At 70.3% G+C, this 26,960-nt stretch carries 26 protein-coding genes and 1 tRNA gene; 14 read left to right on the forward strand and 13 right to left on the reverse strand.

The genetic code is table 11. From position 1 onward, the window contains the following. The first annotated feature begins 68 nt into the window (after nucleotides 1–68). The 6 genes from ispD (at nucleotide 69) to ACZ6ZQ_RS03580 (ending at nucleotide 6,419) form a co-directional block, all read left to right on the forward strand. The gene (gene ispD, locus ACZ6ZQ_RS03555) at nucleotides 69–806 is read left to right on the forward strand and encodes a 2-C-methyl-D-erythritol 4-phosphate cytidylyltransferase (protein WP_469766897.1); all 738 of its coding nucleotides are present in this window, start codon (nucleotides 69–71) and stop codon (nucleotides 804–806) included. Next, nucleotides 796–1,335 (forward strand): 2-C-methyl-D-erythritol 2,4-cyclodiphosphate synthase, encoded by a 540-nt coding sequence (ispF, locus tag ACZ6ZQ_RS03560; RefSeq protein ID WP_469766898.1) that lies wholly within the window; start codon nucleotides 796–798, stop codon nucleotides 1,333–1,335. Before ispD ends, ispF begins: the two co-directional genes overlap by 11 nt. 142 nt (nucleotides 1,336–1,477) lie before the next feature. Then, complete coding sequence (locus tag ACZ6ZQ_RS03565) at nucleotides 1,478–1,885, forward strand: PPOX class F420-dependent oxidoreductase (protein WP_469766899.1); 408 nt, start codon at nucleotides 1,478–1,480, stop codon at nucleotides 1,883–1,885. A gap of 125 nt (nucleotides 1,886–2,010) precedes the next feature. Further along, entirely contained in the window at nucleotides 2,011–3,411 is a 1,401-nt protein-coding gene (cysS, locus tag ACZ6ZQ_RS03570) for a cysteine--tRNA ligase (protein ID WP_469766900.1), read from the forward strand. A gap of 106 nt (nucleotides 3,412–3,517) precedes the next feature. Continuing rightward, nucleotides 3,518–4,468, forward strand: a complete 951-nt coding sequence (gene rlmB, locus ACZ6ZQ_RS03575) for a 23S rRNA (guanosine(2251)-2'-O)-methyltransferase RlmB (protein ID WP_469766901.1) — start codon at nucleotides 3,518–3,520, stop codon at nucleotides 4,466–4,468. Nucleotides 4,469–4,817: 349 nt separating this feature from the next. Next, entirely contained in the window at nucleotides 4,818–6,419 is a 1,602-nt protein-coding gene (locus ACZ6ZQ_RS03580; RefSeq protein WP_469766902.1) for a DoxX family membrane protein, read from the forward strand. A 163-nt stretch (nucleotides 6,420–6,582) separates the two neighbouring features. On the opposite strand, the gene ACZ6ZQ_RS03585 is transcribed toward ACZ6ZQ_RS03580, so the two are convergent. The 5 genes from ACZ6ZQ_RS03585 to ACZ6ZQ_RS03605 form a co-directional block, all read right to left on the reverse strand. Beyond that, nucleotides 6,583–7,302: a nucleotidyltransferase family protein gene (locus tag ACZ6ZQ_RS03585; protein WP_469766903.1), complete on the reverse strand. Its 720-nt coding sequence runs from the start codon at nucleotides 7,300–7,302 to the stop codon at nucleotides 6,583–6,585. A gap of 91 nt (nucleotides 7,303–7,393) precedes the next feature. Then, nucleotides 7,394–7,816 (reverse strand): hypothetical protein, encoded by a 423-nt coding sequence (locus ACZ6ZQ_RS03590; protein ID WP_469766904.1) that lies wholly within the window; start codon nucleotides 7,814–7,816, stop codon nucleotides 7,394–7,396. Between the two features lie 211 nt (nucleotides 7,817–8,027). Then, the gene (locus ACZ6ZQ_RS03595) at nucleotides 8,028–9,164 is read right to left on the reverse strand and encodes an ABC transporter ATP-binding protein (RefSeq protein ID WP_469766905.1); all 1,137 of its coding nucleotides are present in this window, start codon (nucleotides 9,162–9,164) and stop codon (nucleotides 8,028–8,030) included. 291 nt (nucleotides 9,165–9,455) lie between these two features. Continuing rightward, the gene (locus tag ACZ6ZQ_RS03600; protein ID WP_469767301.1) at nucleotides 9,456–10,334 is read right to left on the reverse strand and encodes an RNA-guided endonuclease TnpB family protein; all 879 of its coding nucleotides are present in this window, start codon (nucleotides 10,332–10,334) and stop codon (nucleotides 9,456–9,458) included. Nucleotides 10,335–10,351: 17 nt separating this feature from the next. Then, entirely contained in the window at nucleotides 10,352–10,804 is a 453-nt protein-coding gene (locus ACZ6ZQ_RS03605) for a helix-turn-helix domain-containing protein (RefSeq protein WP_469766906.1), read from the reverse strand. A 147-nt stretch (nucleotides 10,805–10,951) separates the two neighbouring features. On the opposite strand from ACZ6ZQ_RS03605, the gene ACZ6ZQ_RS03610 reads away from it, so the two are divergent. Both ACZ6ZQ_RS03610 and ACZ6ZQ_RS03615 read left to right on the forward strand, forming a co-directional pair. Beyond that, nucleotides 10,952–11,027: transfer RNA gene (locus ACZ6ZQ_RS03610), tRNA-Thr, on the forward strand. Between the two features lie 87 nt (nucleotides 11,028–11,114). Next, the gene (locus ACZ6ZQ_RS03615; protein WP_469766907.1) at nucleotides 11,115–13,196 is read left to right on the forward strand and encodes a restriction endonuclease; all 2,082 of its coding nucleotides are present in this window, start codon (nucleotides 11,115–11,117) and stop codon (nucleotides 13,194–13,196) included. Nucleotides 13,197–13,367: 171 nt separating this feature from the next. Here the strand turns inward: ACZ6ZQ_RS03615 and ACZ6ZQ_RS03620 are convergent, their stop codons facing one another. Further along, nucleotides 13,368–14,771, reverse strand: a complete 1,404-nt coding sequence (locus ACZ6ZQ_RS03620; protein ID WP_469766908.1) for an NAD(P)/FAD-dependent oxidoreductase — start codon at nucleotides 14,769–14,771, stop codon at nucleotides 13,368–13,370. A 145-nt stretch (nucleotides 14,772–14,916) separates the two neighbouring features. On the opposite strand from ACZ6ZQ_RS03620, the gene ACZ6ZQ_RS03625 reads away from it, so the two are divergent. Continuing rightward, nucleotides 14,917–15,393 (forward strand): GNAT family N-acetyltransferase, encoded by a 477-nt coding sequence (locus ACZ6ZQ_RS03625; RefSeq protein ID WP_469766909.1) that lies wholly within the window; start codon nucleotides 14,917–14,919, stop codon nucleotides 15,391–15,393. A 55-nt stretch (nucleotides 15,394–15,448) separates the two neighbouring features. Here the strand turns inward: ACZ6ZQ_RS03625 and ACZ6ZQ_RS03630 are convergent, their stop codons facing one another. Further along, entirely contained in the window at nucleotides 15,449–16,444 is a 996-nt protein-coding gene (locus ACZ6ZQ_RS03630; RefSeq protein WP_469766910.1) for a zinc-binding dehydrogenase, read from the reverse strand. Nucleotides 16,445–16,647: 203 nt separating this feature from the next. Between ACZ6ZQ_RS03630 and ACZ6ZQ_RS03635 the strand changes: the two genes are divergently transcribed. Further along, nucleotides 16,648–17,322, forward strand: coding sequence for a pentapeptide repeat-containing protein (locus ACZ6ZQ_RS03635; protein WP_469766911.1), 675 nt, complete (start codon nucleotides 16,648–16,650; stop codon nucleotides 17,320–17,322). An 11-nt stretch (nucleotides 17,323–17,333) separates the two neighbouring features. On the opposite strand, the gene ACZ6ZQ_RS03640 is transcribed toward ACZ6ZQ_RS03635, so the two are convergent. The 3 genes from ACZ6ZQ_RS03640 to ACZ6ZQ_RS03650 form a co-directional block, all read right to left on the reverse strand. After that, on the reverse strand, nucleotides 17,334–17,834 hold the full coding sequence (locus ACZ6ZQ_RS03640) for a hypothetical protein (protein ID WP_453660641.1): 501 nt from the start codon (nucleotides 17,832–17,834) through the stop codon (nucleotides 17,334–17,336). A 213-nt stretch (nucleotides 17,835–18,047) separates the two neighbouring features. Beyond that, nucleotides 18,048–18,698, reverse strand: coding sequence for a response regulator (locus tag ACZ6ZQ_RS03645; protein WP_469766912.1), 651 nt, complete (start codon nucleotides 18,696–18,698; stop codon nucleotides 18,048–18,050). A gap of 14 nt (nucleotides 18,699–18,712) precedes the next feature. Then, nucleotides 18,713–19,834, reverse strand: a complete 1,122-nt coding sequence (locus ACZ6ZQ_RS03650; protein WP_469767302.1) for a sensor histidine kinase — start codon at nucleotides 19,832–19,834, stop codon at nucleotides 18,713–18,715. Between the two features lie 377 nt (nucleotides 19,835–20,211). Between ACZ6ZQ_RS03650 and ACZ6ZQ_RS03655 the strand changes: the two genes are divergently transcribed. After that, nucleotides 20,212–20,769, forward strand: a complete 558-nt coding sequence (locus tag ACZ6ZQ_RS03655) for a GlcG/HbpS family heme-binding protein (RefSeq protein WP_469766913.1) — start codon at nucleotides 20,212–20,214, stop codon at nucleotides 20,767–20,769. An 87-nt stretch (nucleotides 20,770–20,856) separates the two neighbouring features. Continuing rightward, nucleotides 20,857–22,272, forward strand: coding sequence for a M1 family metallopeptidase (locus ACZ6ZQ_RS03660; RefSeq protein ID WP_469766914.1), 1,416 nt, complete (start codon nucleotides 20,857–20,859; stop codon nucleotides 22,270–22,272). On the opposite strand, the gene ACZ6ZQ_RS03665 is transcribed toward ACZ6ZQ_RS03660, so the two are convergent. Next, entirely contained in the window at nucleotides 22,269–22,859 is a 591-nt protein-coding gene (locus ACZ6ZQ_RS03665) for a GNAT family N-acetyltransferase (RefSeq protein WP_469766915.1), read from the reverse strand. The genes ACZ6ZQ_RS03660 and ACZ6ZQ_RS03665 overlap by 4 nt on opposite strands. A gap of 156 nt (nucleotides 22,860–23,015) precedes the next feature. Further along, entirely contained in the window at nucleotides 23,016–23,591 is a 576-nt protein-coding gene (locus ACZ6ZQ_RS03670) for a TerD family protein (protein ID WP_453660609.1), read from the reverse strand. Nucleotides 23,592–23,779: 188 nt separating this feature from the next. Between ACZ6ZQ_RS03670 and arfB the strand changes: the two genes are divergently transcribed. Beyond that, on the forward strand, nucleotides 23,780–24,214 hold the full coding sequence (arfB, locus tag ACZ6ZQ_RS03675) for an alternative ribosome rescue aminoacyl-tRNA hydrolase ArfB (protein WP_453660637.1): 435 nt from the start codon (nucleotides 23,780–23,782) through the stop codon (nucleotides 24,212–24,214). 94 nt (nucleotides 24,215–24,308) lie between these two features. Here the strand turns inward: arfB and ACZ6ZQ_RS03680 are convergent, their stop codons facing one another. Further along, nucleotides 24,309–24,872 (reverse strand): flavin reductase family protein, encoded by a 564-nt coding sequence (locus tag ACZ6ZQ_RS03680; RefSeq protein ID WP_469766916.1) that lies wholly within the window; start codon nucleotides 24,870–24,872, stop codon nucleotides 24,309–24,311. Between the two features lie 310 nt (nucleotides 24,873–25,182). Between ACZ6ZQ_RS03680 and cdgB the strand changes: the two genes are divergently transcribed. Further along, nucleotides 25,183–26,955: a diguanylate cyclase CdgB gene (cdgB, locus tag ACZ6ZQ_RS03685; RefSeq protein WP_469766917.1), complete on the forward strand. Its 1,773-nt coding sequence runs from the start codon at nucleotides 25,183–25,185 to the stop codon at nucleotides 26,953–26,955. The last annotated feature ends 5 nt before the right edge of the window (nucleotides 26,956–26,960 follow it).

Genomic DNA, 26,960 nt, shown 5'->3' on the forward strand with positions numbered 1-26,960 from the left:
CTGGCCATGCCAATCCACCCTGGGCATGCCAAAGGGGGACGTCCTCCCCGACCTCCGGAGTGGAACCGATGTCAGACCAAACGCGCACCGGCCGCACCGCCGTGGTGATCCCCGCGGCAGGCCGGGGCGTACGGCTCGGCCCGGGCGCGCCCAAAGCGCTCCGCACCCTCAACGGCACCCCCATGCTGATCCACGCCGTGCGCGCCATGGCGGCCTCCCGGGCCGTCTCGCTCGTCGTCGTGGTCGCCCCGCCGGAAGGTGCCGCCGAGGTCAAGACCCTCCTCGACGACCACGCCCTGCCCGAGAGGACCGACTTCCTCGTCGTGGCCGGCGGCGACACCCGCCAGGAGTCCGTACGCGCAGGACTCGACGCGCTCCCCGAGACGGTCAGCACCGTCCTCGTGCACGACGCGGCGCGACCGCTGGTTCCCGTCGACACCGTGGACGCCGTCATCGAGGCCGTACGGGACGGCGCACCCGCCGTCGTCCCCGCCCTGCCGCTCGCCGACACCGTCAAGCAGGTCGAGCCGCGCGAGAAGGGCGAGCCGGAGCCGGTCGTCGCCACCCCCGAGCGAGCCAGGCTGCGCGCCGTGCAGACCCCGCAGGGCTTCGACCGCGACATCCTCGTACGCGCCCACGAGACCGTCACCGACAACGTCACGGACGACGCGAGCATGGTCGAGCAGCTCGGCGTGCCCGTCGTGGTCGTAGCCGGCCATGAAGAGGCGTTCAAGGTGACCCGCCCGCTGGACCTCGTCCTCGCCGAGGCCGTACTCGCCCGCAGGAGGGCCAACGATGGCTTCTGACGCAGCTCGTTTCCCGCTGCCGCAGGTCGGCATCGGAACCGACGTCCACGCCTTCGAGCAGGGCCGCGAACTGTGGTGCGCCGGACTGCTCTGGGAAGGCCCCGACAGCGACGGGTACGGACTGGCCGGGCACTCCGACGGCGACGTCGCCGCCCACGCCGCCTGCGACGCCCTCTTCTCCGCCGCAGGCGTCGGCGACCTCGGCGCCCACTTCGGCACCAGCCGCCCCGAGTGGTCCGGCGCCGCCGGGGTCACCCTGCTCGCCGAGGCCGCCCGGATCGTCCGCGCCGAGGGCTTCGAGATCGGCAATGTCGCCGTCCAGGTCATCGGCGTACGGCCCAAGATCGGCAAGCGCCGCGACGAGGCGCAGAAGGCGCTGAGCGCGGCGGTCGGAGCGCCGGTGTCCGTGTCCGGTACGACGACGGACGGACTCGGGCTCACGGGCAGGGCCGAAGGGCTGGCAGCGATCGCCACGGCGCTGGTGTACCGCACCTCGCCGCACGGCGACAGCACGGGCCACCCGGGGTGACGGGTACGTAGGGCCGGGGGTCCCCGGGGGATGTCCCCCGGGAGGATGCAGTCGCGCGTCCTGACACGGTGCGGGCGCCGGTGTGGGGTAGCGGTGGTGAAGTGAATCAATTCCCGTGCAACGGGTTCAGGAGGACCGCACCGTGACCGCCGCACTCAGTGACAAGCTCAAAGAAATCCTCGACGGCCCCGTGTTCGTCAAACTCGCCACCATCCAGCCCGACGGAAGCCCTCAGGTGTCTCCGGTCTGGGTGAAGCGTGACGGCCACGATCTGCTGATCTCGACGACCGTCGGGCGGCGCAAGGAGAAGAACATCAGGCGCGACCCGCGGGTGACCGTGGTCGTCCAGCCCTTCGACGAGCCGTACCTGTACGGCGAGATCCGCGGCACCGCCACCCTCACCACCGAAGGCGGCCAAGAGCTGATCGACGAACTGTCGATGAAGTACACCGGCAAGCCGTACGCCGAGTTCAACCCCGAGGCCCACAAGGACGCCCCGCGCGTGGTCGTCCGCGTCACCCCGCGGAAGGTCGTCGGCTCGCTCGCCTGACCGCTCCCCGCCCCTCCATGGCCTTTCGTGGCCTTCCACGAGCCTCCGCCGGGCTTCCGGTCACAATTTGTCCCCGCGTCCCCAAGGGGCGCGGGGCACTGCCGCAGGGCCACTACTCTTGAGTGGTGACTATTCGGCTGTACGACACCAGCGCCCGGCAGGTCCGTGACTTCGTCCCGCTCACGCCGGGCTGTGTCTCGATCTACCTGTGTGGCGCGACCGTGCAGTCCGCCCCGCACATCGGGCACATCAGGTCCGGACTCAACTTCGACATCATGCGCCGCTGGTTCGACTACCGCGGCTACGACGTCACGTTCGTGCGCAACGTGACGGACATCGACGACAAGATCATCGCCAAGTCGGCGCTCCAGGGACGCCCCTGGTGGTCCATCGGTTACGAGAACGAGCGCGCGTTCAACGCCGGCTACGACGCCCTGGGCTGCCTGCCCCCGACGTACGAGCCGCGCGCCACCGGCCACATCACCGAGATGGTCGAGATGATGCGCGGCCTGATCGAGCGCGGCCACGCCTACGAGGCCGACGGCAATGTCTACTTCGACGTGCGCTCCTTCCCCGGCTACCTGGAACTGTCGAACCAGGACATCGACGATCTGCGGCAGCCCTCCGGCGAGGGCGAGACCGGCAAGCGGGACCCGCGGGACTTCGCGATGTGGAAGGCGGAGAAGCCCGGTGAGCCGTCCTGGGAAACGCCGTGGGGGCGGGGGCGCCCGGGCTGGCACCTGGAGTGCTCGGCCATGGCGCACAAGTACCTGGGCTCCGCCTTCGACATCCACGGCGGCGGCCTGGACCTGGTCTTCCCGCACCACGAGAACGAGATCGCGCAGGCCAAGGCGTTCGGTGACGACTTCGCGTCGTACTGGGTGCACAACGCCTGGGTGACGATGAGCGGCGAGAAGATGTCGAAGTCGCTCGGCAACTCGGTGCTCGTCAGCGAGATGGTCAAGCACTGGCGGCCGATCGTGCTGCGCTACTACCTGGGCACCCCGCACTACCGCTCGATGATCGAGTACAGCGAGGAAGCCCTGCGCGAGGCCGAGTCGGCGTTCGCGCGTATCGAGGGATTCGTGCAGCGAGTCACCGAAAAGGCAGGGGAGGCGGTCGCCCCCGCCGCCGAGGTGCCGCTCGCCTTCGCCGAGGCCATGGACGACGACCTGGGTGTGCCGCAGGCGCTCGCCATCGTCCACACCGCGGTCCGGCAGGGCAACAGCGCCCTGGCCGCGGACGACAAGGAAGCGGCCGTCGCCCGGCTCGCCGAGGTGCGGGCCATGCTCGGCGTCCTCGGCCTGGACCCGCTCGACCCGCACTGGGCCGGCGAGGCCGATCGCGGCGAGGACCTCCACGGCGTCGTCGACACCCTCGTAAGGCTGGTGCTCCAGCAGCGCGAGGCGGCCAGGTCCCGCAAGGACTGGGGTACGGCGGACGCGATCCGTGACCAGCTCAACCATTCAGGGCTCGTCATCGAGGACAGCCCGGACGGCCCGCGCTGGACACTCGGACCCCGCTGACCAGCGACAGTGTGCCGCCCGGCCGTCCGGGCGGCACACTTTGTCTTACGTACACACGCGACCCGCATCTGCATGTGGATCGCAGATCCAGAGGAACAGGAAGGTCATGGCCGGGAACAGCCAGCGCAGGAACCGCCGTACGTCCAACAAGAAGGGCGCGACGGTCGGCAGCGGTGGCAAGCGACGCCGCGGCCTCGAGGGCAAGGGCCCGACGCCGCCTGCCTCGGCCCGCAAGGGTCATGTGAAGAACCGTGTCGCCAACGCCAAGGCCAAGCAGGCCCTGCGGCGCCCCGTCGCCCGGCGCGGCGGCAAGGGCTCGTCCGAGATGGTCGTCGGCCGCAACCCCGTCTTCGAGGCGCTGCGCGACGGCGTACCCGCGACGACGCTGTACGTCCAGCAGTTCATCGACAACGACGAGCGGGTGCGCGAGGCGCTCCAGCTCGCCGGGCAGCGCGGCAACATCCACCTGATGGAGGCGCCGCGGGCCGAGCTGGACCGGATGACGAACGGGCTCAACCACCAGGGGCTCGTCCTTCAGGTCCCGCCCTACGAGTACGCGCACCCGGAGGACCTCGCGGCCGCCGCCTTCGACGACGGCGAGGACCCGCTGATCGTCGCCCTCGACGGCGTCACCGACCCGCGCAACCTCGGCGCGGTCGTCCGCTCCGTCGCGGCCTTCGGCGGTCACGGCGTGGTCGTCCCCGAGCGCCGCGCCGCCGGCATGACGGCCGGCGCCTGGAAGACGTCGGCGGGCACCGCCGCCCGTACCCCGGTCGCCCGCGCCACCAACCTGACGCGCGCCCTGGAGGCCTACCAGAAGGCCGGCATCACCGTCGTCGGCCTCGCGGCGGACGGCGAGGTCGAGGTCGGCGAGCTCGACGCCCTCGACGGCCCGGTCGTCATCGTCGTCGGCAGCGAGGGCAAGGGCCTCTCCCGTCTGGTCGGCGAAACCTGCGACTTCCGCGTCCGCATCCCGATGCCGGGTGGAGCGGAGTCGCTGAACGCGGGCGTCGCGGCCGGCGTGGTGCTGTACGAGGCGGCGCGCCGCAGGGGCTGACCTGTGTCGCGCTGTGTGGGGGTACGGCGTACCCCCACACAGAGGCCTGGGCGCGGCGGCGGGCCGGGCAGCAGCCACTGGTTGCCGAGCGCCCGCGCCGTCACGGGACAGTGAGGCCCGCGAGGACGAGCTGACCGGCGGTTCGTGAGCCGCCCCCGCCGTCGCCGTCGGACATGGATCCGCCTTCCTCTCCCAGTTCAAATTCCGTCAACTCCCCTGATCCGAGAGGCGACTGACGCGGCACAACCGAACGCTGGTTCCTCAACTCGGAACGATGTGCCGATCTTGACGGGTCTCGGACATTTCACGGCCGTCAAGGCAGTGTCCTAAACACAGGTCACTCGGTTAGATGAGTGTGGACACCAGAACGCCCCGGCCCGGGTTCGACGAGCAGCTCCCCCTGAGCATGGTCAAGGTGGACTGCGATCCCGCGCAGGTCATCGTGAACCACGCCAGCTTCCGGGTGAGACTCGGCCCGAGCCGGACCACACGTCCCGCGCGAGGCACGGCGGACACCGCCAGGATCCCCACCTTCAGTGGCGCAGGTGCGACGGGGCGCCGCCGTGCGCCCGTCGTGTGGAGCGGGAAGTCCGCTCCGGGCGACCCGGGCGCCACCGGCCTGCTGCAGGCCATGCGCAGCTCCGGAGCGGTCACGCACGCCGGAGGAGGCTACGACGGCGGCGCCGCCACCCAGGTCATCCCCCGCGTCGACCTGGCCTCCGACACCATGCCCACGCCCGTCATCGGCTCCCAGGGCGGCCGCCACGGACGACCACTCCTGCCGCCGATGCGGCAGGCGGAGGGCGCGTACGACGCGTACGAGCCGTACGGGCAGGAGGCCGAGGAAGAGCCCGACTTCGCCTACGACATCGGCGAGCGGCCGCCCGCGGCCGCCGCGCATGGCGCCGTCCGGCACGCCTACTACCCCGGCCGCCGGATGAACCTCGGCGTCGTACTGCTCCCGCTCCGCGTCTTCCTCGGCTTCATCTCGATCTACGCGGGCATGGGCAAGCTCTGCGACCCCGTGTACTTCGACGGCGGCGAGCGCGGCTCGATGGTCAAGTGGCTGACCTCCCTGGAGCCCTGGGCACTCGCCGAGCCGCTGCGCGACTTCGCGCTCTCGCATCCGGTCGGCGCCGGACTCACCGTCGCGTTCCTGCAGGTCGTCGTCGGCGTACTGACCGTCCTCGGCCTCTGGCAGCGCGTCGCGGCCGTCGTCGGCGCGCTGCTCTCCGCGGCGTTGATCATGACCGTGAGCTGGCGGACCGTCCCGGTGTACGACGCACCGGACATCATGAACCTCGCCGCCTGGTCCCCGCTGATCATCGCCGGCGCCCCCGTCTACTCGGTGGACGGGCGACTCGCGGGGGAGGCCTGGCGGAAGCTCGGGCCCCGCTCCGAGCTGTGGGAGCTGCGGCGCCGGGTGCTGCGGCGCGGCGGAGTCCTCGCCGCCGTCGTCGTCGGCCTGACGCTGCTGATCGGCTCGATCCTCGGCGGCGCCGTACGGTCCACGGAGCTCGTGACCGTACCGGGCCCGAACGTCGACCCGACCAACCACCTCCCGGGCGCCCCGCTGCCGAGCGAATCGGGCGGACGCAGCCCCTCCAGCGAGGCGGAGCGGCAGCCCGAGCCGTCGAAGAGCGAGACGAGCAGCCCCTCCGCGGAGAAGGCCGAGCCGTCCGAGACGGTCAGCGAGACCGCACGCGTCGGGGAGTCGGGCAGCCCCAGTCAGTCGCAGGGCACCGACAGCCGGCAGTCCCCGACGCAGTCCGAGCCGGTGAACCCGCCGTCCAGCAACTCCGGCCCCTCCTCGACCGGTGACGGCGGCGCCTGGAGCGGTACGGGCGGGTCCGGCGACGGCGGCTCCGGCGGCGGGGGCGGCAACGGCGGAGGCGGTAACGGCGGAGGTTCGGGCGGCAACCGGAACCCGATCGGCGGCCTCCTGGGCTGACGCCCGACAGGCCCCGACAGACCGAGGGGCGGTCACCGAGCCGGGGCTCGGTGACCGCCCCTCCGACGTATGCGACGTACTCCGGTATACGCCGACGCTGTGCCTGAGCCACGCCCCGAGCCACGCGCCCCGAGCTATGGCCCCAAGCCATGCCCGACGTCTGTCAGCGCGGCGCGTACGCGGAGAGTTCCTTCGCCGCCTCGGTGAGGTCCTTCGCCGTGTCGATCGCCCGCCAGTACGCCCCCTGCGGCAGCGGGAACCCGGCCAGGGCGCGCTCACGCGCCAGCCGGGGGAACGTGGTGCGCTCGTGGTCCCCACGGTCGGGCAGCAGGGCCGTGAAGGCCGCGGAGAAGACGTACACGCCCGCGTTGATGAGATACGGAGACGGCGGCGACTCGATGAAGTCGAGAACGTGGCCGAACTCGTCGGTCTCCACCGCGCCCCACGGAATACGCGGCCGGGCCAGCGCGAGCGTCGCGGTCGCGTCCCGCTCCGCGTGAAACCCGGCCATCTCGCGCAGCGAGAAACGCGTCCAGATGTCGCCATTGGTGGCGTACCAGGGCCGGTCGGGGTGGGGAAGGCTCGCGGCGGCGTACTTGAGGCCGCCGCCCCGGCCCAGCGGCTCCGACTCGACGACGGTCGTGACACGGAGCGGAAGGTCGGCGGTGGCCAGCCAGTCCTGCAGCACCTCGGCGAGGTGCCCGCAGGAGACCACGGCGTCGGTCACGCCCTCGGCGGCCAGCCAGGCAAGCTGATGGCCGATGATCGGAGTCCCGGTTCCCGGGATCTCGACCATCGGCTTGGGGCGGTCGTCGGTGTACGGCCGCAGCCGCGAGCCCTGGCCGCCCGCCAGGACCACGGCCTGCGTCGGATACGTATGCATACGGGCACGATAAGCGCTGCCCGGCGGGGTCCCTCTTTCCGGTCGTCCTCCGGTGCCGCGGGGAACCCCGCGTCCCGTCGTACCGCCCGGCTCAGCTGCCCTGCGCCTGCTGAGAGACGCCGGCGGCGAAGGACGTGTCGCAGACGGGCCGGGAGTACGACTGCGCGAGCGTCGGGCCGTAACGGGCCACGGCGGCGCGGCCGAGATCCTTCGCGATCGACATGCAGTGGCGGGCCAGCGACGGACGCGCCTCGACCTCACGCTGGAGGTTGGTGAGCGCGACGCCGGGGTCCTTCTCCTGCAGCTCGGTGAGAAGCTTCTCGCGCAGAACCTCGTGCGGCGCACGGGACTTGGCGCGGACCGATACATTCTCCGAGGACGCGGTGAGCATCTGGGACTCGGAGTTGCGCCCTGCCCACGGGACGCTGGTGACCGCGAGAGTTCCGGAGAGCACCAGGACGACGGGCAGGACGAGAGCGAGAGTGCGGCCGATACGGCGGGCTGTGTGGGTCACGCAGGCGAGCGTAGCGGTCGGTAGTGATTTGGCGACATTTAGTCACTCGCGCGAGGGATGGTTCGAGTCTTCTTTTCGAATCAGGCGTTGACGTCGGTGTGTGAATTGCCCGATCTGCCGGGGTATTTGTCGACATGAGTGATCGGCCCCCTCGTCGAAACGAGGGGGCCGATCACGTATGTCACACGACCTGAGCCGACGTCAGCCGACGTCAGTCGCTGAGGCGCTCGCCCGTCGACGTCGAGAACACGTGCGTCTCGCCCGGCCGCGGCACGACGTGCAGCTCGGAGCCCTTCTCCGGCACCGAACGGCCGTTGACCCGGACCACCAGGTCCTTCTGCTCGCCGCCGACCTCGGCGGTGCCGTACACATAGCCGTCCGCGCCGAGCTCCTCGACGACATTGACCGTCACGGCCAGACCGGCCGGCGCGTCCTCGGTGTCCTTCGACAGCGAGGCGGCCGCCGAACCGTTCAGCTCGACCACGTCGAAGTGCTCGGGCCGGACACCGACGGTCACGGTCCGGTCGCCCCTGTCCGCGGCGGCGGACAGCGCCTCGCGCGAGACCGGGACGACGCTGTTGCCGAACTTCACACCGCCGTCGGTGATCGGCACCTCGACCAGGTTCATGGCCGGGGAGCCGATGAAGCCCGCGACGAACAGGTTCGCCGGCCGGTCGTACATGTTGCGCGGCGAGTCGACCTGCTGCAGCAGACCGTCCTTCAGCACGGCGACCCGGTCGCCCATCGTCATGGCCTCGACCTGGTCGTGGGTCACGTACACCGTGGTGATGCCCAGACGGCGCTGGAGGCTCGCGATCTGCGTACGCGTCGAGACACGGAGCTTCGCGTCGAGGTTCGACAGCGGCTCGTCCATGAGGAACACCTGCGGCTCACGCACGATGGCCCGGCCCATCGCCACACGCTGCCGCTGACCACCGGACAGCGCCTTCGGCTTGCGGTCCAGGTACTCGGTGAGGTCGAGGATCTTCGCCGCCTCCTCGACCTTCTGCCGGATCGTGGCCTTGTTGACCCCGGCGATCTTGAGCGCGAAGCCCATGTTGTCGGCGACGCTCATGTGCGGGTAGAGCGCGTAGTTCTGGAACACCATGGCGATGTCCCGGTCCTTCGGCGGGAGGTGGGTGACATCGCGGTCACCGATGCGGATCGCTCCGCCGTTGACGTCCTCGAGGCCCGCGAGCATGCGCAGGGAGGTGGACTTTCCGCAGCCGGAGGGGCCGACGAGGACGAGGAATTCCCCGTCCGCGATCTCGATGTCGAGACCGTCGACGGCGGGCTTGGTGGAGCCCGGGTAGATCCGGGTTGCCTTGTCGAAAGTGACAGTGGCCATGGTGATGTGTCCCTTCACCGGCAGGAACGTGCCGGACGATCCGAGTGGAAGGAAGGATGGGTCTAGTCCACCGGAGTGAACTCCAGGTGACGGTACCTGGCGATACGCGGGTCTGTCAGGAGGGCAGAGCGACCCACTTTTGACCTGCGCCTCCAGAAACCGATTCCGAGGCACTTCCTGCTTCTCCGCCCACGGCCGACGAGGAGGAGGGGTCACCCCACCGATCCCGCCGGACTTACACAGGCTCCACAGGCATGACGGCCGACAGCCCATCGGTCCGTACTGCAACAACTACGCGGACAGCTGTACGGCCCGGATCAAGGGAGGCGGCACCTTCCCCGCAGGCAACGATTCGGCAACCAGCCGGTACAGCCGCAGCCCCTCCTCACGAAGATTGACCGCCGCATTCACATCCCGGTCGTGCACCGCACCGCACCCGGCACACGTCCACGTCCGGACTGACAAACCCTTGCTCCCGCCATCCGCATGGCACACCGAGCAGCGGCGCGTCGACGGGAAGAAACGGTCCACGATCACGACCGTGCGTCCGTACCACTCCGCCTTGTACGTCAGCATCCGCACCAGCTCGCCCCACGCGGCGTCGAGGATCGACTCGTTCAGCCGCGCCTTGCGGCGTCCCCCGGAGCGTATGAGGGTATCGACGGACAGGTCCTCCACCACGAGCACTTGGTTCTCGCGCACGAGGCGGGTGGTGAGCCCGTCCAGTAAGTCCTTCCGGACATCCCTGATCAACGCGTACAGGCGGGCGATCTTCTCCCTGACCTTCGCCCGATTCTTCGAGCCCTTTCGTCTCCGGTGCAGCAGCCGCTGCAACCGCGCCAGGCGGTCGGCATACCGGCGCAGCAGACGCGGATGGTCGATCTTCGTACCGTCGTCCAGAGTGGCCAGCGAGGCAATACCGAGATCCACCCCCACTGCCTTCGTGCTGGCCTCATCTGTGACCACCTCGGCCAGCGGCTCGATGACCTCTTCCACCAGAACCGAGACGAAGTATCGACCGGCCCGGTCTCGGGAGACCGTGAGCTTCACCGGCACCACCCCGGGTGGCAGCGGGCGCGACCAACGCACCGCCAGTGGTTCGGTCTGCTTCGCCAGCGTCAGCAGCCCCGTGCCTGGCCGGTCCCGGTCCTCGACCCAGCGGAAGGCCATCCCGGCCCGGACATACGTCACGAGTCCTTGGCCAGATGCTTCCTCTTGCGCTTCGGATACCTCCGGGAGCCCTTGAAGAAGCCCTGAAAAGCCGCGTCCAGGTGTCGCAGCGACTGCTGCAGAACCGTCGACGACACCTCCGTCAGCCACGACGTCCCCTCGGCCCGCCGCCAGCCCGTCAGCGCCCGGCATGTCTCCGCGTACCCGACCGAGACCTGATACCGCTCCCAGCTGTCCCGACGCAGCTCAAGCCCCTGGTTGTACACCCATCGGCAGGCGCCGAACGTCTTCTCCAACTGCTCCGCCTGCGACGGAGACGGATAGAACCGATAGCGATACGTCCGCTCCCGCGCCCCCGCAGCCTTCGCCCGGCGCTTCATCGGCTTCCCCGGCTTCCGCCGCTGCGAGGGGATGCCGAGCAGATCCTCCTTGATCTGAACAGCCTGCGCCCGGGTCATCCGTTCTGTCATCGTCCCCTCCCTGCGAGCCGATCATCGGAACAGCACGTCAGTGCTTTCAACGAACGGATGGGCGGATGGTCACGAATCACGTGGTCTGGGGAAACGGGCGCTGTGTAGAGTGGGGGAGCCTCCGCGTGCGGCTTTGAAGTACGCCCTGCCGCCTTAGCTCAGTTGGTAGAGCAACGGCTTTGTAACCCGTAGGTCGTCGGTTCGATTCCGACAGGCGGCTCCACCGAAACTGTGTCCCGGATCACTCTGATCCGGGACACTTGCGTTTTGCGGGGGTCTGGCGGGGTGTGCCTGGGGAGGGGTGCGTCGGATGAGTCGTCGTTCCAGTGGCCTGATCGGGGCTTGGGCGGAGGCGCAGAGGCGGCAGCAGCGGCAGCGGGAAGCGCAGCAGTGGGCGGTGGTGCGCCAGCAGCGGGAGCAGGAGCGGCAGCAGCGGGCGTATGAGCGGGATATGGCCCGGATGCACCGGGATCAGCAGACCGCGTACAAGAGGCAGCGGGAGGCGGACGCGCGGCGGCGTTCGGAGGAGTTGGATGCCCGGGTGGCTGTGTTGGAGGGGTTGCTGGCGGCGGGCTGTGGGGCGTCGGCGTTCCGTATTGCGATGCTGCGGCGTGCGGAGGATGTGGAGCCGTTTGCGCCGGGGCCGCTGGGGCAGCCTGTGCCGATGCCGGACCCGGCGCGGTATCAGGCGCAGGGCGGGTGGACCGCGGCCGGGCGGGCGCAGGCGCAGCAGGAGGCGCAGGCGAGGTTCGAGCGGGACTGGTTTGCGGCGCAGGCGGCGGAGGCCAGGCGGCAGCAGGATCTGGCGGCGTATCGGCAGCAGTACGACGGCTGGGTGGCGGCGCGGCTGGCGGAGATCCGGGAGCACAACGCGGGCATTGCGGGGATGGCCGAGGCGTTGCGTGCCGGTGACCCGGACACGGTTGTGGAGTTCTTCTCGGCGGCGCTGTATGCGTCGACGGCCTGGCCGGAGGGTTTTCCGCGGCAGGTGTCTGCCGCGTATGACCGGGCGGCGCGGCAGTTGGTGCTGGATTGGGAGCTGCCTGGGTTTGGCGTGGTGCCCGCGGTGAAGTCGGTGCGGTATGTGCCGAGTTCGGACCAGGAGAAGGAGACGGCGCGGCCGGTCACTCAGCGCCGGGCGCTCTACCGGGATGTTCTGGCGCAGTCCGTGCTGCTGGCGCTGCGTGATTTGTTCGCGGCGGATGAGGCGGGTGTTCTGCATTCGGTGGTGCTGAATGGCTTCGTCGATGATCACGATCCGGTGACTGGCCGTGAGGCGAGGATCTTCCTGGCCACTGTGATGGTTGAGCGTTCGGCCTTTGAGGGGCTGAATCTGGCGCTGGTCAGTGCGGTGGACTGCCTGACGGATGGGTTGCGTGGGCAGCTGTCCGGGCGGCCTGATCAGCGGGTTGCGGTGCGTCCGGGCCGGCTGCCGGAGCAGGTGGGTTCCGGTGTGGTGTCGCATGGCGGTGGGGAGGAGCCGGATCTGTTGGCGATGGATCCGGTGGAGTTCGAGGGCTTGGTGGCTGAGTTGTTCCGGGCGCGGGGGATGCAGGCGGTTACGACGCAGCGGTCGAATGACGGTGGTGTGGATGTCGATGCTGTGGATCCGGATCCGATCAGTGGCGGGAAGATCATCGTGCAGGTGAAGCGGTATCGGAATACGGTGCCGCCGAGTGCAGTGCGGGACCTGTTCGGAACGGTTCAGGGGGCAGGGGCCAACAAGGGGGTTCTGGTCGCTACTTCGGGTTTCGGCCCGGGCTCGTACGCTTTCGCCAATGGCAAGCCGCTGACGCTTGTTTCCGGAACCGAACTTGTCGATCTGCTGCATCGGCATGGGCTGCGCGGGCGGCTCGGTGACGGAAGCGCGGTGCCTCGTCCTCGGGCGGCTGCTGATGAGGAGCAGGGCGACTTCAATGTGCTGGGCATGAACTGGTCGGGGGACGTGGCGTTGGACGTCTGCGCATTGGTGTGCGAGGGGAGCCGTGTGCTCGGCGACGACTATTTCGTGTTCTTCAACAACGAGCGGACGCCGGATGGTTCGGTGCGCATGATGCGCTCGTTTGCCGGGGATCGTGCTGCGATCCGGGTTGGATTTGATGCGCTGCCTGAGCGGGCCGACCGGCTCGTGCTCGTTGCGGCCGTGGATCCGGCGGTGAATCCGGACGCCGATCTGGCCGGGTTCACGGATGCCGCTATCCGGCTCCGTGACGTCTCGGGTGCGGAGCTGGACCGGCTCGTGGTTTCGGATGGGCGGGAGAGGGAGACGGCGCTGGTGCTGGGTTCGTTCCGGCGACGGGCCGGCGGGGACTGGGAGTTCGTGCTGGGTGGCAAGGGTTACCCAGGTGGTCTGGAGGCGTTGGTGGGAGATTTCGGTATCGAGGTCGAGTAGCGCCGAGGGCCCGCGTACGGCGGTGACGGAGGTGTACGTTCACCGGGCGCCATGGGGTACCTGGCGCTCGGCAAACGTCGTGTCGTACCGGGCCCGTCCGTTTTTCCGCGGCCGTTTTCCGCAGCCGAGCTCCGCGGGCGCGTTCCTTGGCCGTCGGTGCCGTGGGTGTGGTCAGTGGCGTCCGGAGATCTTGTCCGCGAGGGTCGCGATGCGGTCCGTTTTCGCGGTGTGGGCGGTGAGTTCGCGGCGGTCGGCGGCGCGGTAGGCCGCGTAGAGGGTGTGGACGCCGAGCCAGCGGAGGGGTTCGGGTTCCCATTTGCGGACCTTGTGGTTGACCCAGGGGAGGGTGGTCAGGTCGGTGGGGCCGGACTGGCCGGAGTCCTGTTGGATGAGGTCGCGGAGGGTGCGGGCGGCGAGGTTGGTGGTGGCGACGCCGGAGCCGACGTAGCCACCGGCCCAGCCGAGGCCGGTGGAGCGGTCGAGGGTGACGGTGGCGCACCAGTCGCGGGGGACGCCGAGGACGCCGGACCAGGCGTGGGTGATTCCGACTCCCGCGAGTTGGGGGAAGAAGCGCGTGAGGATGGAGCGGAGGGCGTCGATGGTGGCGGGCTGGGTGCGGTCTGCGTTCTCGGCGGTGGCGGCACGAGAGCCGTAGCGGTAGGGGATGCCGCGGCCGCCGAGGGCGATGCGGTCGTCGGCGGTGCGCTGGGCGTACATGTAGGCGTGGGCCATGTCGCCGAGGGTTTCGCGGCCTTCCCAGCCGATGGCGTCCCAGACGTCGGCGGGGAGCGGTTCGGTGGCGATCATGGAGGAGTTCATGGGGAGCCATGTGCGGCGCTGGTTGGCGAGGGTCGCCGTGAAGCCTTCGGTGCAGCGCAGGATGTAGGGGGCGCGGACCGTGCCGTACGGGGTGATCGCGTGCTTGGGTTTGATCTCCGTGACGGGCGTTGATTCGTGGATCGTCACGCCGAGCGCCTCGACCGCCGCCGCGAGGCCCTTGATCAGTTTGACCGGGTGCAGTCGGGCGCCGTGCGGGGTCCAGCTGGAGCCGACGGCTCCGGCGACGCGGATGCGGTCGGCAGTCTCGCGGGCGCCGTGGAGTTCGCGGTCCTTCTCGCCGAAGGCGATCTCGGCGGCGTGGAAGTTCTTGAGGCGGGTGAGCTGCGCGGGGGTGTAGGCGACTTCGAGGACGCCGCCCTGGTGGATGTCGGCGTCGATCTGTTCTTCGCGCGCGATGTCGACGACTTCGGTCACGGTGTCGTTCATGGCTTGCTGGAGGCGTACGGCGGCGTCGTGGCCGTGCAGTGCGGCGTAGCGGTCGCGGCCGGCTATGCCGTTGTAGAGCCAGCCGCCGTTGCGTCCGGAGGCGCCGTATCCGCAGAACCTGGCTTCGAGGACGGTGATGTTGAGGAAGGGCACGGCTTTCTTGAGGTAGTACGCCGTCCACAGTCCGGTATATCCGCCGCCGACGATGCAGATGTCGGCGGACGCGTCGCCGGGCAGGGGCTCCCGGGGGGCGGGGATGCCGTCGTCCGCGTACCAGAAGGAGATACCACCGTTGATCGTGCTGGTCATGAGGCTGTTCGTACACCGGTGGCGGTTTGTCTGTCCAGGGTCGTGAGGAGAGGAGGGGAGGAGTGGACGCGGCTTCAGGAGGAGCAGGTGTCCATCGGGCGGAAACTCCTGGCGCGCTGAGCCGTCCTCTGTGCAGGGTGCCCTCATGATTCGTACTGCTACGCCTGCCGATGTCCCTGCCATTCACCGGATGGTCCGCGAGCTCGCCGACTACGAGAAGGCTCTGCACGAGGCGAACGCGTCCGAGGAGCAGCTGCGTGAGGCGTTGTTCGGGGAGCGCCCGGCTGCTTTCGCGCACATCGCGGAGACGGAGGACGGGGAGGTCGCCGGCTTCGCGCTGTGGTTCCTGAACTTCTCGACGTGGCGTGGGGTTCACGGGATCTATCTGGAGGATCTGTACGTACGGCCGGGGCTGCGCGGGGGTGGTCACGGGAAGGCGCTGCTGGCGGAGCTGGCGCGGATCTGTGTGGAGCGTGGCTATGAGCGGCTGGAGTGGTCCGTGCTGAACTGGAACACCCCGTCGATCAACTTCTACAAGTCGCTGGGTGCGCGGCCGCAGGACGAGTGGTCGGTGTACCGGCTGACCGACGAGGCGCTCACGACTCTCGGGTCCTGGGCATGATGGCTCAGGGGGCGCCCGGGCAGTGCCTGCCGGACAGGGGACAGGACTTGCTCGTCTAGGGGACGAGGACGACCTTGCCGATCGTGCCGCGGGTCTCCAGGGCGCGGTGGGCGGCCGCGGCCTCGGCGAGGGGGAAGCGCTGGACGGCGGGGCGAAGGCGGCCTGCAGTGGCTTCGGCGAGGGCGCGGGCCTCCAGGGAGCGCAGGCCGCCGGCCTTGTTGAGCATGGCCGGGCCGAGGACGCTCTGGGAGGTGATGCCTCGGGCGGCGAGTTCGTCGTCGGTGAAGGTGAGCCCGGAGCCGGTGCGGATGCCTTGGCTGGACCAGCCGAAGACGATGTGCTGTCCGCCCTTGCCGAGGAGGTCGACGGCTGCGCGGGCGGTGTCGCCGCCGACGGAGTCGAAGACGACGGTGGCGCGGCGGTCGCCGAGGTGTGCGCGGACGTGTTCGGGCCAGTCGGGGAGGGTGTAGTCGATGGCGAGGTCGGCGCCGTTCTCGGTGACGCGGGCGACCTTCGCGGGGCCGCCGGCGAGGCCGATGACGGTGGCGCCGGCGTTCTTGGCGTACTGGACGAGGAGGGTGCCGATGCCGCCGGCGGCGGCCGGGACGATCGCGACCGAGTCCGGGCCGAGGTCGGTGAACTGGAGGATGCCCAGGGTGGTGCGGCCGGTGCCGATCATGGCGACTGCTTCGGCCTCGTCGAGATGGTCGGCGATCTCGTGGAGCCGGTCGGCCTCGGTGACGGTGAGCTCGGCGTAGCCTCCGGGGGCCATGCCGATGTGGGCGACGACGCGCTTGCCGAGCCAGGCCGGGTCGGTGCCTTCGCCGAGCCGGTCCACGGTGCCGGCGACCTCGCGGCCGGGAACGGTGGGCAGTTCGACGGTGGCGGGGTATGGGCCGGACTCGCCCTCGCGCAGGGCGGTGTCGAGCAGGTGCACGCCGGCCGCGGTGACGGCGATACGGACCTGGCCGGGGCCGGGCTCGGGGTCGTCGACCGTCTCGTAGGTGAGGTTCTCGGCGGGGCCGAAGGCGTGGAGGCGGATGGCGTGCATGGTGGGCTCCCCTGTGCATCGTGGTCGGTGATGTCCCTACCCTCCAACCTCAAGCATGGTTGAGGTCAAGTGTGGTCGAGAGCAAGGTGGTTGAGACCAAGGTGGTTGAGATCAAGGCGGGGTTGAGATCGAGCAACCCGCGAGCAGGCGACCCCCGGTCGCCCGCCGGGGCTTTGTCAGTGGTGTGAGTCACCATGGGGGTCATGGCGCGGAAGACCGGGAACACGCGGGTGGCGGCGGCACGGCGGCCGGAGGTGCGGCTACCGCCGCTGAGTCCGCACGAGGGCGCCGGGCTGGAGCCGGACGGGGACTACGACGGTCTGGAGCTGGCGGGTCTGGACCTGACGGGTCGGGACGGGGCGGGCGCCCGGTTCCTGGACTGTGCGCTGCGGGACTGCGTGCTGGACGAGACGTCGCTGGTCAACGCGCGGTTCATCGACTCGGTGCTGACGGGGGTGCGGGGCGTGGGCACGGATCTCGCGGGCGCGTCGCTGCGGGACGTGGAGGTCGTGGACGCGCGGATGGGCGGGGCGCAGCTGCACGGGGCGGCGCTGGAGAGAGTGGTGGTGAAGGGCGGGAAGATCGACTACCTGAACCTGCGCGATGCGCGGCTGAAGGACGTGGTGTTCGAGGGGTGCGTGCTGTCCGAGCCGGACTTCGGGGCCGCGCAGCTGGAGCGGGTGGAGTTCCGGGACTGCGTGCTGCGCCGGGTGGACTTCAGCGGCGTGCGGCTGCGGGACGTCGATCTGCGTCAGGTGGCCGAGCTGGACATCGCGAGGGGGTTCGACGGGCTGTCGGGGGCGGTGATCAGTGCGGCTCAACTGCTGGATCTGGCACCGGCGTTCGCGGCGCAGATGGGTGTGCGGGTGGAGGACTGAGCGCTACGGGGTCATGGCGTGCGCGGGAAGCGGGCCTGCAGGTCCCAGACGACAGGGTTGTCGGCGAGGCCCTCGTGCATGTCGGTGAGGTCGGCGATCAGATCGTGGAGGAAGTCGCGGGCCTCGCGGCGCAGCTCGGCGTGGTTGAAGGTGAGTGGCGGCTCGTCGCCGGGCATCCAGTCGGCCTCGACGTCCACCCATCCGAAGCGGCGCTCGAAGAGCATGCGGTCGGTGGACTCGGTGAAGTCGATCTCGGCGTACTGGGGCTGGGAGGCCCGGCTGCCGCGCGGGTCCCGGTCGAGCCGCTCGACGATGTCGCACAGCGCCCACGCGAAGTCGAGCACCGGCACCCATCCCCAGGCTGTGGACACCTCGCGGTCCGCCTTGGTGTCGGCGAGATAGACGTCACCGCAGAAGAGGTCGTGCCGCAGGGCGTGGACGTCCGCGTGGCGGTAGTCGGTCTGCGGGGGGTCCGGGAAGCGGCGGGAGAGGGAGTAGCCGATGTCGAGCACGGGGTCGATGGTGTCACGCGGACATCCGGCCCGGGGCGCGGGCCTCCGGCTTGCGCCCGCGGCTTACGGCCTGCGGAATCGTCACCGCGCGCACGTTCGAGTGAAGGGTTTCCGGTTGCGGCCGGGCGGCGGGCCTGCGCCGACCGCACGTCCCGCGAGCGCACGGCAGCAGCCTCTGCCCCGACCCTCACGGCAGCAGCCGCGCCCGCGAGCTCACGGCAGCAGCCTCTGCTCCTTCGCCACCGCCACCGCGCCCGCCCGCGTATCCACGCCCAACTTGGCGTAGATACGGCCCAGATGGGTCTTCACCGTCGCCTCGCTGATGAACAGGGCTCGCGCGATCTCGCGGTTGCCGAGCCCGTGGGCGAGCTGGCCCAGGATGTCCAGCTCCCGTTCGGTCAGGCTGGGGCGGGCCGCGCCTCGCATGCGGTCCATCACCCGGCTGGCGACCGGCGGCGACAGGGTGGTGCGGCCCTGCGCGGCCGAGTGGATCGCCGCGAAGAGCTCCTCGGGGCGCTCGGCCTTCAGCAGATAGCCGGTCGCGCCCGCCTCGATGGCACGGGTGATGTCCGCGTCCGTGTCGTACGTCGTGAGGACGAGGACATGCACCTCGGGGGACGCGATCCGGCGCGTGGCCTCGACGCCGTCGATGCCGGGCCCCAGCTGAAGGTCCATGAGCACCACATCCGGCTTCAGCTTGGCGGCCATCGCGACCGCCTCCTCGCCGCTGCCCGCCTCGCCGACGACTTCGATGTCGGGCTCGCTGCCGAGGAGGGCGAGCAGCCCGGCGCGTACGACGGCGTGGTCGTCGCAGAGCAGGATCCGTACGGAACTCGTCGCACTTGTCGCACTCGTCGAACTCATCGCTCTCATCGCACTCATCGCGCGGTCTCCAGGGGGATCGAGGCCGAGAGGACCGTGCCCTCGCCGGGTGCGGATTCGACCGTCAGGGTGCCGCCCAGCTGCCCCACCCGCGCCCGCATCGCGGGCAGGCCGTGGCCCCGGACGCCCCGGACGTCCCCGGTGGCGCCCGTCGGCTCGAAGCCGCGGCCGTCGTCCGTGATGTCAAGGACGATCTGGTCGCCGAGGTAGGTCAGGGTCAGGGCGGCGGAGGTGGCCTCTGCGTGCTCGCGGACGTTGGCCAGGGCGCCCTGGGCGATGCGCAGCAGCGCCGACTGCACCCGGTCGGGCAGGGGCACCGGTACGCCGTCGACCTGGAAGCCCGCGGACTCGCGTTCGGCGAGGGCGCGCAGCGCCTGCTCCAGGCCGCCGCCCTCCGCGAGATCGGCCGGCGCCAGGTCGTGGACGAAGCGGCGGGCCTCGGCGAGGCTGCGTTCGGCGATCGACTCGGCGGTACGGACGTGGCGGCGCGCGGTCGCCGGATCCGCGTCCCAGGTGCGGTCCGCGGCCTGCAGCAGCATCTGCTGGCTGGACAGGCTCTGCGCGAGTGTGTCGTGGATCTCCATGGACAGCCGCTGGCGCTCGGCGAGGGTGCCCTCGCGGCGCTCGGTGGCGGCCAGTTCACGGCGGGTCCTGATCAGGTCGTCGATCAGCGCGCGCTGGCGGGCGGCGAGGCGTTCCGCCTGGACGAAGACGGCGGTCGCGATCGCCGCGACGGCCGGCGGTGCGATCACCAGGTTCGGGTCGAAGCCGCCGTGTGCGAGCTTGAGCTGTGCGGCCACGACGAAGGCCGTGAGCAGCGCGACCAGGACGAGCGCGGCGCGCGGCGCGAGCGTGCGCAGGCCGGTGTAGAAGAGCGGCACCGCGCACCAGGCGAAGCTGGGCGCGAGGACCACGAGCAGCATCCAGACGGCGACGACCGAGCCCAGCCAGGCCAGCCGGCGGGGTGTGGCACGGGAGCCGAGGACCGGGCCGAGTACGTACAGGGCGGCGAGGGCGGCGGACAGGCCGATGATCCACGGGGAGCGGTCCTCCCAGGGGTGCCGCAGCAGATAGCGCACGAGCGACGCGCCGAGGAGGAGGAAGAACGCCGCGTGCATGACACGCGCGAGCCACCGGGCGTCGGGATCGCGGGCGTCAGGGGCACGGGCGTCGGGGCCGCGGCTCCCGGGGGCGTGGGCGTCGGGGCCGCGGGTGCCGGGGTCGGGGTCACGGGTGCCGGTGCCGGGATCGCGGGCGCCGGGGTCCTGCTCGTACCGCCGCTCCACCGTCCACCACTCCTCGCTGACCTGCACAGATGTCCCCATGGTGACCCGGCGGGGCCACGGGCGCATCAGCCGATCGGCTGACACACCCGTCATCCATCATGCGCGCCGGAGGCATCCGCTCCGTGGACCGTACGGGGCCGCCTGCGGCCGGAGGATCCATTGCAGAGCGAGTTACCGCCGAATCCCGGCGCCTATCGAGGAGTTCTCCCATGAAGAAGATGTCGCTGCGTGCCCGTGTACTGACCGGCGGCGTCGCCGTCGCCGCGCTGGGTGCGGGTACCTTCGGCGCGGTCTCCGCGAACGCCTCCGCCCCGGCGGCCCCCGCGCCCGCCGCGGTCACGGCCGACGTCGCGAACCACGACCTGCAGCAGACCACGCATCTGACCGTGGCGGCGGCGACCAGGGCCGCGCAGGCCGTGCTGGAAGCCGCGCAGGACGAGAACCAGCGTGTGACGGTCGCCGTCGTCGACCGCAACGGCAACACCATCGTCACCCTCCGTGGTGACGGCGCGGGCCCGCAGTCGTACGAGTCCGCGCAGCGCAAGGCGTTCACCGCGGTCTCCTGGAACGCGCCCACGTCCGAGCTGGTCAAGCGGCTCGAGCAGGCCCCGAACCTGAAGGACATTCCCGGCACGCTGTTCCTCGGTGGCGGTGCGCCGGTGCAGGTGAAGGGTGCGCCGGTCGCGGGCATCGGTGTCGCGGGCGCCCCGAGCGGTGCCCTCGACGAGAAGTTCGCCCAGGCCGGGGTGTCCGCGCTCGCCGAGTAGTCCCGTCCGGCCGGCCCGCCGGGCGTCATGCGGTACATCACACAGGGCACGGATGGAAGCGGACATTCCGCGCATAGGATCATTGACGTGGACCAGCGATCCCTCCTCCGTGCCCTGGCGCCCGTCGCCGTCCTGATCACCCTCGCCGGCTCGGCCTGCACGGTCGATGCCGGCAACGGGGTCGACGGCACCCCAGGAGCCGCCGGTCTGCGTGACCCGTACTTCCCCAAGCTCGGCAACGGCGGCTACGACGTCCAGCACTACGCCCTCACCCTCGACTACGCCCCGAAGGCGAACAACCTCACCGGCACCGCCGCCATAACCGCCCGCGCCGCCCAGGACCTCAGCGCCTTCAATCTGGATCTCCACGGGCTGACCATCGACAGCGTGACCGTCGACGGCGCCCCCGCCGCCGTCAACCGCGCCGGCAACGAGCTGACGATCCGGCCGCGCGACGACGTCGTCAAGGGCAGCACCTTCAGGACCGTCGTCCGCTACTCCGGCGTTCCGCAGACCATAAAGGACGCGGAGGGCTTCGAGGAGGGCTGGCTGAAGACCACGGACGGCGCTCTCGCGCTCGGTGAGCCGACGGGCTCGATGGCGTGGTTTCCCGGCAACCACCACCCCAGCGACAAGGCGACGTACGACATCACCGTCACCGTTCCCAAGCCCCTGACCGCCGTCTCCAACGGAGAGTTGAGGGAGCAGCGGCCCACGGTCGACGGCAGCGGCACCACCTTCGTCTGGCACTCCGGCGAGCCGATGGCCAGCTATCTCGCGACCGTCGGCATCGGCGCGTACGACTTCAAGATCTCCCACCCCGCGCAGGGCGTGCCCGTGTACACGGCCGTGGACAAGACCGTCACCGCGCAGAACGCAGCCCTGCTGGCCCGCATCCCCGAAGTGCTGGCCTGGGAGCAGGAGAACTTCGGCCCGTACCCGTTCTCCTCCACCGGCGCGATCGTCGACACCGGCGTCTTCAAGAACCGCAAACGTGTCTATGCGCTGGAGACGCAGAGCCGGCCCGTGTATCCGGACGGCACGTTCGACATGAACTTTCTCGTCCACGAGCTCGCCCACCAGTGGTACGGCAACTCCGTCACGCCGAAGAGCTGGCAGGACATGTGGCTCAACGAGAGCTTCGCGATGTACGCGGAGTGGCTGTACGACGAGGACTTCAACGACATTCCTGCCCAGAAGCGCTTCGAGCAGGCCTTCGCCGTGGACAGCAACTGGACCTTCCCGCCTGCGGAACCGCCGACCGCGGCGGACATCTCGGGCGACCCCGTCTACGGCCGTGGCCCGATGGTCCTGCACAAGATCCGCCAGGCCGTCGGTGACGACACCTTCTTCGACATCCTCAAGGGCTGGCCCCGGACCCACCGTCACGCCAACGCCTCCACCGACGACTTCATCGCCTACGTCGAGGAGGAGTCCGGCGAGGACCTCACCGAACTGTGGGACGTCTGGCTGTACGGCGTGGACAGGCCCGCGAAGCCCTAGCGGCCCTCACGGCGCTGGTGGCCCTGACGGCGCTGGTGGCCCTGGTGGCCGATGGGGCCGGAGCGGCCCGTGCTCTGGAGCGGTTTGCGCATCACGATGCAGGGGCGGCCGGCCTGGGTGTCCGCGCGGCGGGCGATCTCCCCGTATCCGAGCGCCGTCCAGAAGTCGAGCGCCTTCGGATTGTTCTCCAGTACGGCGAGCCGTACCGCCTCCCGCCCGGCCGCCCGGAACCGGTCCTCGACCAGACCCGCCAGCTCCCGGCCGTACCCGGTGCGGTGCCGGCGGGCGTCCACCATCAGCAGGCCGATCCACGGATCGGGGTCGGCCGGGTCGGGATGGTGAGCCAGCGTCACCGCGATGCCGACCAGCCGCCCTTCCGAGCGGGCGAGCAGTACCTGTGCCGCGGGGTGCGCCAACTCGTCGGCGAGCGCGGCGGCGACCTGTTCGGGCCGGATGTCGTCCGGGTCCGGAAAGTCCCCGCTGAGCTGCTGGAAGACGCGGTTCGAGGCGTAGAGCGCGGTGAGTTCGGTGAGCAGGGGCCCGGGCAGGGCGCCCGCCTCCTTCGGCGTCAGCGGTTCGAGGATCACGTCTCGATCATGCCGCGCGGGCGGGCGGCGCGTACGTACGGATGGCGTACGCACGGATGCCGAGGGCCTGCCAGACGTACGCGAGCGCGCCCGGGGCATGCCGAAGGCCCCGGCCGGGACGGCGGCCGAGGCCTTCGGGGCGTGCGGGGATCCGGGTCAGACGTTGACGCCGAAGTCCTGGGCGATGCCGACCAGGCCCGAGGCGTAACCCTGGCCGACCGCGCGGAACTTCCACTCCGCGCCGTTGCGGTACAGCTCTCCGAAGACCATGGCGGTCTCGGTGGCGGCGTCCTCGCTCAGGTCGTAGCGGGCGATCTCGGAGCCGCCGGCCTGGTTGACGATGCGGATGTACGCGTTGCGCACCTGGCCGAAGTTCTGGCTGCGGTTCTCGGCGTCGTAGATGGAGACCGGGAAGACGATCTTGTCGATGTCGGCAGGCAGGCCCGCCAGGTTGACGTTGATCTGCTCGTCGTCGCCGCCGCCCTCGCCCGTGCGGTTGTCACCCGTGTGGACGATGGTCTGGTCCGGCGTCGACTTGTTGTTGAAGAAGACGAAGTGGCCGTCGGAGAAGACCTTTCCGCCCGGGTTGACCGCGATCGCGGAGGCGTCGAGGTCGAAGTCGGTGCCGGTGGTCGTACGGACGTCCCAGCCGAGGCCCACCGTGACGGCGGTCAGGCCCGGTGCCTCCTTGGTGAGCGAGACGTTGCCGCCCTTGGACAGGCTTACAGCCATGGGGAGGTCCCTTTCCTGGTCGAGTGCAGTGCGGTCGGGCTTCGTGGGTCGTGCTGCGTGGTGCTGCGTCGTTCCCCGAAGCTACCGTCACCCTCCATAACGCGGGCGGAGGACCGCCAGGTTCCCTGGTGGAAAGAACAGGTTCCCTGCTGAAAAGAAGGTGACGCGGGTCGCTCATGGACGCGACCATGGGACACATGTCCGGGCCCTATCGCATCCGCGGCTCCGTCTCCCTCCCGGAGGCCGAGCTCATGTGGCGTTTCTCGCGGTCGTCGGGACCCGGCGGCCAGCATGTCAACACGAGCGACTCGCAGGTGGAGCTCCGCTTCGACGTCGCGTCGACACGGGCGCTGCCCGAGGTGTGGAAACAGCGTGCGCTGGAGCGGCTGGCGTCCCGGCTGAGCGGTGGCGTGATCACCGTACGGGCGTCGGAGCACCGCTCCCAGTGGCGCAACCGTGAGGCGGCGGCGGTCAGGCTCGCCGCGCTCCTCGCGGAGGCCACGGCCCCGCCGCCGCGTCCGCGGCGCCCGACGAAGATCCCGCGCGGCATCAACGAGCGCCGCCTGCGCGAGAAGAAACAGCGCTCGGAGACGAAGCGCGGCCGCAGCGCGCGCGATTGGTGACGGGCGCCGCGCGCCCCCGTCCCGCGCGGCACCCGTCCCTCCCGCCCCCGTCCCTCCCGCCCCCGTCTCCCCCCGTTCCTCGGCGGCGCCGGGCTCAGCCCAGATGCCGGTACCGCCCCCGGAAGTACGTCAGCGGGCCGCCGTCCGCGCTCGGAAGGCCGACCTTCAGGACGCGCCCGATCACGAGCGTGTGGTCGCCCGCCTCGATGCGTTGTTCCGTACGGCATTCCATGACCGCGAGCGCGCCGCCGACGAGCGGCGCACCGCACCGCTCGCCGCGGGTGTACGCGATGTCCTCGAAGAGGAGCCGGTCACTGATGCGGCCCTTCATCGCGAACCGGCCCGCGATGTGCCGCTGGCTCTCGGAGAGCACGGAGACCCCCCACATCGGCTGTTCGGCCAGCAGGTCGTCCATGCGTGAGCCGTTGCGCAGACTGACCAGGACGAGCGGCGGGTCGAGGGAGACCGACATGAACGCCGTCGCGGTCATGCCGACGTCGTCACCGCGCGGGCCGTCCTCGCTCAGGGGCGGTTCGTGCGCCGTCACCAGCACCACCCCGGCGGCCAGCCGGGACATCGCGGCACGGAACTCGTCGTTGCTCACCCCCTCAGCATGGGGGATCGCCTCGGTACTCGGGGTGGGGGTCGTCTGCAGCACGACCGGAACGCTAATCTCGTCGCCGCTGCGCCACATCGGGCCGAGGGACCATCCAGGTCCTAGGACTCCGGACCGGCGGGACCCTGTCCGAATTTGCGTTCAAGAAGCGATGGAACGCCCCTGCTGCCCCCATGACCCACTTCATCATCTGTTGTGACTTGAGTCACAGAGTGCAGTATTTGTTGACCCTGTGTACCGGGTGGACAGCTCGCTGTGATTCAGTGGCGGGGACACTGCACCGACCCGGTGCACCGACAGAGCCGATGAGAAGCCTGGAGTCAGCTGTTCGAGGTCTCGGGGAGAGCGAGCAATGGAGACCGAGTCGGAGCCGTACGTCCGTCTTGCGACCCTGCGGCAGCTGCATCAGGTCGTGGCGGATCTCAACACGGCGCGCAGCCTGGCGGACACGCTGCAGACCGTGGCCAACGGCATCGTGGCCGGTCTCGGGTACGAGCTGGCATGCGTCAATCTCGTACGCCCCGACGGGGACCTCGTCGTCGCCGCCTTCGCCGGGAACTCCGCGGCAGAGGCCCTGATCACCGGCCGGGTCGGCTCCCGCGCCTCCTGGGAGCGCCGCCTCGGCATGGGCGAGGCCTGGGGCGAGCTGCGGTTCATTCCGCACACCGAGGGCTGGGTGCTGCTGGAGGACGACGTTCCGCAGTGGTACACGGAGGGACCCGAGCCCCGCTTCGAGGACGAGTGGCACCCGCAGGACCGGCTCTACGCCCCCATGTACGCATCGGGCGGCGGACAGGAACTCCTGGGCGTCATCTCGGTCGACAAGCCGCGCAACGGCCGCCGGCCCGGCGCCTGGGGCCAGGAAGCGCTCCAGATGTACGCCTCGCAGTCCGCGATTGCGATCAGCAACGCCCGGCTGAGAGCAAATATGCAGCGCGCCCTCGTCCGGCTGGAGCGCGAACAGCAAGCCCTGCGCGCCAGTGAGGAGTCGTTTCGCCAGGCGTTCGAGTACGCCCCGAGCGGGATGGCCATAGCCGAGATGGGCGGCGACCAGCACGGCCGGCTGCTGCGCACCAACGACGCCCTGTGCCGGCTGCTCGGCCGGCCCGCGTCCGCGATGCGCCGCTACTCCTTCGCCGATCTCGTCCACCCGGAGGACATCGGCACCCTCCTCCGTACGTCCGCCGAGGGCGGCCGGGCTGAGCTGCGGCTGGGCCGCAGGGACGGCACGTACCTCTGGGTCTCGCTGCGCAACTCCGTCGTCGCGGACACCGCCGACGGCCCCCGGTTCCTGCTCACGCACGTCGAGGACATCGAGGAGCGCAAGCGCCACGAGCTGCACCTCGCCCACCGGGCCAGCCATGACTCGCTGACCGGCCTGCCCAACAGCGCGGAGCTGCGCGCCCGGCTCAGCGCCCGGCTGTGCGAGCGGCCGCAGCCGGCCCGGCCGGGCGCCGGCACGGCCGTCGGAGCCCTCGGATACGAGCGGCCCTACGAGAACGGGAACGGCCCCGCCGGCCCCGCGGAGAACGGTTACGGCGAGAGCGGTTACGGAGAGAACGGCTACGTGCCGGGATACAGCTCGGGATACGAGGACGGCGGCAGCGCCGACGAGCACCGCTTCCGTACCGAGGGCTTCGACTTCGACGCCCCGGCGCCCGGCGGCCCCTACGACCACCATGTGCATGCCGTCGCCCCGGCCAGGGACGGCGACACCGACGACGGCACGAAGGGCCTCGCCGTCCTCTTCTGTGATCTGGACGGCTTCAAGTCGATCAACGACCGCTTCGGACACAACACCGGCGACGCCGTCCTCATCGAAGTCGCGCGCCGGCTCACCACCTGCGTACGCGACGGGGACACCGTCGCGCGGCTCGGAGGTGACGAATTCGTCGTTCTCGCCGACGGCCTCGGCGCGGCGGACGCCGCCGACCTGGCCGTACGCCTGCGGAACGCGATCATCCCGCCGATCCGGGTGGACGGCCGGGCGGTCCGGGTCGGAGCGAGCTTCGGGATCGGCTGGGCGGTGTGCGGAATGTCGGTAGAAGAAGTACTTCAGTCCGCTGACCAGCGGATGTACATCGAGAAACGGTCCAGGGCGAAGGTCCACCGGCGGGCCGGATAGCCGCC

This window comes from Streptomyces sp. NPDC053673 (assembly GCF_055585225.1).